The organism is Pseudomonas morbosilactucae (assembly GCF_023241665.1).
Lineage (GTDB): Bacteria > Pseudomonadota > Gammaproteobacteria > Pseudomonadales > Pseudomonadaceae > Aquipseudomonas > Aquipseudomonas morbosilactucae.
In genome coordinates, this window is sequence record NZ_JALQCX010000091.1 from 1 (window position 1) to 4222 (window position 4222).

Here is a 4222-nt window from a genome sequence, read left to right on the forward strand (position 1 = left end):
TTCGCCATTCACTTCATGGCTTTCCAGCCAGACGATGTCGTGGGTCAGCGCCGCGATCTGTTCGGCGGTCAGGGTCACGCCCACCGACAGGTCAAGCTGTTGCTTGCTCTGGAGGGCGTTGTCCATCAGGTATTTGAAGAGGTGTTCGTTGCTGTCCTGGCCGTCGATAAAGCGCTGGCCGGTGCGGGCCACCATGGCTTGCTGGATGAGTTTCTGTTCGTAGAAGCCGTCCCCGAGGCGTTTGGCGCTTTCCTCCGGGTTGTAGCCGAGGTGGGACAACAGGTAGTCCGAGCTCATGAACGTCTTGAGATTGGTCAGCTCGGGGCTGGTTTCGATCAAGTACTTGTGGGGCCGGGACAGGGTTGAGGCGTCCGGCAAGCCGGCGATCTGGGCCGGGGTTGGGGCCTGGACAGCGCTGCTGCCCTGGCCGCTCAACCGGAACAGGCCGTTGCCGCCGGTGGGCAGAGTGAAGCCCGGCAGTGCCAGGGGGTTGACCTGCTGCTGAGCCAGTTCCGGTGGCAATTGCGGGTTGATTCGGATCGGCGTCGAGTAGCCATTGCCGACACCGGTGTCGGTGACGGTCTTGCCGGCGCCGACATACTCGTAGAAGGAGCGGATCACGCTGTTGTTTAGGGTCTGCTCGACCTTGAGGTTGACCTTGCCCCCGGCCTGGAGGGTGGCCGCGAAGGATTGGTCGCCGTCGACCACCTGGGTGCTGGAAGACAGCAGTACCCCGGTCCAGGCGATAAAGGCGCTGAGGTCGGCGGCAAAGCTGGCAGACGGCGTCGGATTGTTGCGGGCGTTGAACGCGGCGGCCCGAGCAGCGGCGTTGCCGGTTTCGTTAACAAAACTCCAGTAACGCCGCAGGGTGGTGATGTCCTGGGGTTGCAGGCCCTGGTTATTGAGGGTCTCGGCCTTGATGTTGATATCACCAGCCGCCGTAATCAGGCTGCTGGTATTGGTCAGTGTGTCGGTATCGATCTGCAGGTCGGCGCCGCTGTTGAGGCTGGCCGCGGCGCTGCTATGGGTCACGTGCAGGCGATCGGTTTCGGCAACCTCCCACAGCCCATTGATGCGACCCCCACCGCGGTCATCACAGCCGGCACCGGGAATCCGGTTGCAGGACAGGCGAGTGATACTGGTCGCGCTCTTCTCGTGCTCGGTGTACTCCAGCACGTCCATGACGTTGTTGACGGTGTCGGCGGCAATGCTCAGTTGGCCGAGGCTTTCGATCTCCCCTGAGCGGTTGTCCAGCAACTCTGCCCTGGTTTGCCGGTCGTCTTGGGCGATCAGCAGCGTGCCCAGGCTGTACACCTGGGCGTAGCGGTTAGTGAAGCTCGTGCTCAGCAGCTGCATATGGCCGCCGCTGGAGATCAGGCCATGGTCATTGACCAGGGTGGCGGCGTTGAGGCTCAGGTCTGCGCCGCTGCCCAGGGTGCCGTGGTTGTTGATGCTGGCGGCAGTGAGGGACAGGTTCTGCTGGCCAGTGATGCGCCCGGCGCTGGTCAGCGCGCCATCGATATTGAGCCGAGTGTGACCGCCACCGGCGATGCTGGCGCTGTCCGCCAGGTCCAGTTGGGCGGCGTGCAGATCCAGTTGGCCAAGACTGCTCAGGCGGCCCTTGCCGCTGTAGTTGCCATCAAGGTCGAGGTTGAGACCGGCGTCGCTGCCAATCAGGCCGTCGTTGTTCCAGTGAACACCGCGACCGGTCAAACCATTGCCCGCCAGTAGCTGGCCATCGGCGGTCTGGTTCAGGTGGTCGACCTTGAGCGTCAAGCGGTCGGCCTGGATCGAGCTGCTGTTGGTCCAGCGCTCGGCCTCCAGGGTCAGTTGGCCGGCAGTCTTCAGATGGCCACCGACATCCTCGAGGTTGGCCATGGACATGCCGAATACGCCGCTGCCGCTGTGCAGCAGGCGGCCGCCACGGTTGTTGAAGTCCCCGGCGTCGAAGGCCAGGTCGTGGTTGGCGGTCTCCAGCGAGCCGTCGCGGTTGTCGAAGCTGCCGCTGATGCTGAAGCGGGTTTTGCTCTGCTGGCCCAGGGCCCGCAGTTGGCCAAGCTGGTTGTCCAGGCTGGCAGCGACCGTCGACAGGGTGCTGCGGCTTTCAATCAGGCCTTGGCGGTTGTTCAGCGCACCGCCCAGGTCGAGGTCGATCTGCCGGGCACTGATCTGGCCGCCACCGTTGTCCAGGTCCTTGGCGGTGATGTCCAGGCCTTGCTGGGCAAAGACCGCGCCCTCACGGTTGTCGAGCAGGCCATCGACAGCGGTTTCAAGGGTAGCGGCGCCGTCGAGGGCAGACACGTGGCCAGCGCGGTTATCGAGGTTGGCCACCTTGAGGCTGAGGGGGCCCTGCTCGGCAATGATCTGCCCGTTCTGGTTGCTGGCATCGGCAGCCAGAACAAGCCTCAGGGCGCTCTTGGCCTGCAGCAGGCCGTTGGCGTTATCCAGGCTATCGGCATTGACCTGCAGGTCGGCTTCGCGGCTGAGGATCTCGCCGCCGTCGCTGTTTTGCACTTGGCCATCGGCGCTCACCAGCACCGAGTCGTTGGCCGCTATCCGGCCTTTCTGGCGGTTGTCCAACTCTTCGGTGAACAAGCGTAGCCACTGCTGGCTGGAGAGCTCACCGCCCTGGTTTTCAACCTTAGTGCTGCGCTTGAGCAGCAAGGGGCCAGCGGCGGACAGGGTGCCCTGGTTGTTGATCAAGCGCCCCAGCAGATCAAGCGTGACGGCGCCCTTGCCGGTGAAGGTGCCGTGGCTGTTGTCCAGGTCAGTGCCCATGAATGCCAGATCGCCGGCAGCATTAAGCGCGCCGCCCTGGTTACCCAGAGTGATGGCGTGCAGGGTCAGGCTGGCGGCGCTGTCGATGGAGCCGCCCTGGCTGTTGTCGAGGCTGGCGGCCTTGACGCTCAGGGTTTTCTGGCTGACCAGGGCTCCGCCCTGGTGATTGTTCAAGGCGTCGCTGAGCGTGATGTCGACAGCGCCCTTGAGGCTGGAGACGGTGCCCTTGTGGCTGTTGTTCAACCCCGTGCCATGCAGGGTCAGGCCCTGCCAGCCCGACAGCAGCCCGCCCTGGTTGTCCAGTTCGCCAGTGCCGGTGATCTCCAGGGTCTGTTGCGCCAGCACCACGCCGGTGAGGTTGTCCATACCGGCCAGCACCAGGGTGCTACGGCCTTGGCTCGACAGCTCGCCGCCGCTGTTGCCCAGGTGACCCAGGGTCGCGTTGAGGGAGCCCTGGCTGTTGATCAGGCCGCCCTGGCCGTTGAGTACCTGGTCGGCATTGAGTTGCAGGCGATCAGCGCTGAGCAGCCGGCCCCGGTTGCGATTGTCCAGGGTGCCGACGCTGACCGTCACCTGGCGCTGCCCACTCAGGGTACCGCCCTGGTTGTCCAGGCTCCGGGTTGCCGTGACCGTCAGATCACGGCTAGCCACCACGCTCTTGCCTCTGTTGTTAAGGGTCTGTGCAGTCAGCGTGACATCGCCGCTTAGGTTACGGCTGTTGTCGAGGTTGACCCCGGCTTCGATGATGCCGTGGTTGTTCAACTGCCCGCCGCTGCCGAGGTTGATGCGGTTTGCCGCCGCCAAGGTGCCGTGGTTGTTCAGCTCGCCCTGGGTGTGCACCTTGAGCTCGGTTCCGGCGTAGACCGCTCCCTGGGCATCGAGACTGCCGGCCTTGATCGCCACCGCGCCATGCTCCGCGGTGGCGTCCGTCATGCGCAACTGGCCATTGGCATCCAGTTGAATATCGCCCCCGCTGGCGATCAGCGTGCCGTCAAGTTTCACCCCCACACCCGCCTCGGTGCCCACCAGCTTGATGGCCCCGGCGTACATGCCGCCCAGGGCACTGCTGTCGATGGCCAGTTGCGGCGCGTCCGCCGGGTTCGCCGTCCGTGCCGTGGCGTTCAAGGTCTTGGCATCGACATCGTTGGCACCGGCGATCACCGCCAACTGCCGGGCCTGGATTTCAGCGTTGATCCTGGCGCTGCGGGTGATGATTTCGAACTGATCGATATTGCTCGCGTTAAGGCCCGCGCCTTCGATGGCGACGCTGCCCTGGTCCACCTGATAACGCTGGACCTGGCCATTTTCGATCACCGGCTTGCCGGTGGTCAGGGTGGCTTTCGGGGTGTTGATGAACCCGCAGCCGTTGCAGGTCACGCCGTAGGGGTTGGCGACAATCACATGGGCCGATTTCCCCGCCACTTCGGTGTAGCCCTTGAGCTGG

General features: G+C 64.3%; 1 protein-coding gene. It reads right to left on the reverse strand.

Annotation, left to right across the window (positions count from 1 at the left end; translation table 11 throughout):
* The coding region (locus M1B35_RS31330; protein ID WP_268264005.1) for a filamentous hemagglutinin N-terminal domain-containing protein at positions 1-4222 on the reverse strand (4222 nt) is incomplete at both ends.